This is a genomic window from Streptomyces sp. LS1784 (assembly GCF_020103755.1).
Classification (GTDB): domain Bacteria; phylum Actinomycetota; class Actinomycetes; order Streptomycetales; family Streptomycetaceae; genus Kitasatospora.
Window position 1 is genome coordinate 1 of sequence record NZ_JAHSQD010001192.1, and the last position, 809, is coordinate 809.

General features: G+C 72.1%; 1 protein-coding gene. It reads left to right on the forward strand.

What is annotated here, in order from left to right; translation table 11 throughout:
- The coding region (locus KS423_RS46485) for a hypothetical protein (RefSeq protein WP_374120202.1) at positions 1-646 on the forward strand (646 nt) is incomplete at its 5' end.
- Positions 647-809 lie beyond the last annotated feature (163 nt).

An 809-nucleotide genomic window follows, 5' to 3' on the forward strand; every position in this document is an offset into this window, starting at 1 on the left:
GACCGCAGCCGCACCCGCCCCGTCGAAGCCGGCCGCGAGCGCCACCGCGAGTGCCACCGCGAGCGCGACGCCCTCGGCCGCGCCCGTCCCGGTGCCCACCGCCGTCCCGGCCGAGCCCGCCCCGGCCAGCACCGTCAAGGGCACCGTCAACGGCGGCAAGCACGAGGGTGACCTGCGCTACTTCCTGCTCCCCATCCCGGCCGGCGGCGAGTCCTACGGACCCGTGGACGGGATGACCATGACCGACGACGACGTCGCCGCGCTCTTCGGCAAGCAGGACGGCATCATGGACATCCTCAAGTCCTACGGCTACAAGGGCGGCGCGACCCGGATGTACCGGACCGCCGACGGCAAGGCCGAAGTCACCGTCACCCTGCTGAAGTTCGGCTCCACCGCGATGGCGGACGACTTCGTCAAGGGCTACAAGGTCAAGTCGCTGGACCCGTTCGACATCGACGGCGACCCGGGCGGCCGCGGCTACCTGAAGGCTCCCAAGCAGCAGGCGTTCACCGGCTCGATGAGCGGCATCTCCAGCCAGGGCGACGTCCAGTACACGATCGACGTCGACGTGAAGGGGACGCCCGACAAGGCGCTGCTGAACGAGCTGATGAAGCGCCAGCGCGAGTGGCTCACCACCGGCGGCTGAGCCCGGCTCCGGCCGCCCGTACGACGCCACCCCCTTCCTCTTCTTCCTCCTTCTCTGGAGCCACTTCCGTGACCACCGAACCCGCGGAGCCGGCGCCCGCCGCACCCGCACCCGCGTCCGGGCCCGCAGCGCCCGCCGCGCCCGCTGTTCCGCCGCCGCCCGT